We start from the raw sequence: 272 nt of genomic DNA on the forward strand, positions 1-272 counted from the left end.
CATCTAAAGCAGACGCTTGGAAGGTATCATCAAACTCTACAATGGAGTCACCGACTTCAACTAAGTCCCCTCTTTTAACAAAGACTGTTTTTAGTTTGCCGCCCAATTCACTTTGTATCACCTGACGCTCACCCTCTGGAATCACTGCACCTTTAGCTTTGGCAATTTCATCTACTTTGGTGAGCACTGACCAAGCTGCAAACGCTGCCACACAGATAGCGATTAATAATGTGCTGTAACCTAGAAGGCGCTTGATCGCCCCAGATTCAATC

1 protein-coding gene is annotated in these 272 nt (G+C 45.2%); it reads right to left on the bottom strand.

The window, feature by feature from the left end:
- A partial coding sequence (locus AB4585_RS26175) for a biotin/lipoyl-binding protein (protein WP_372171680.1) occupies nt 1–271 on the bottom strand: 271 nt, incomplete at its 3' end.
- Nucleotide 272: the final 1 nt, after the last annotated feature.

This window comes from Vibrio sp. 10N.222.49.C9 (genome assembly GCF_041474985.1).
Classification (GTDB): Bacteria; Pseudomonadota; Gammaproteobacteria; order Enterobacterales; family Vibrionaceae; genus Vibrio; species Vibrio crassostreae_C.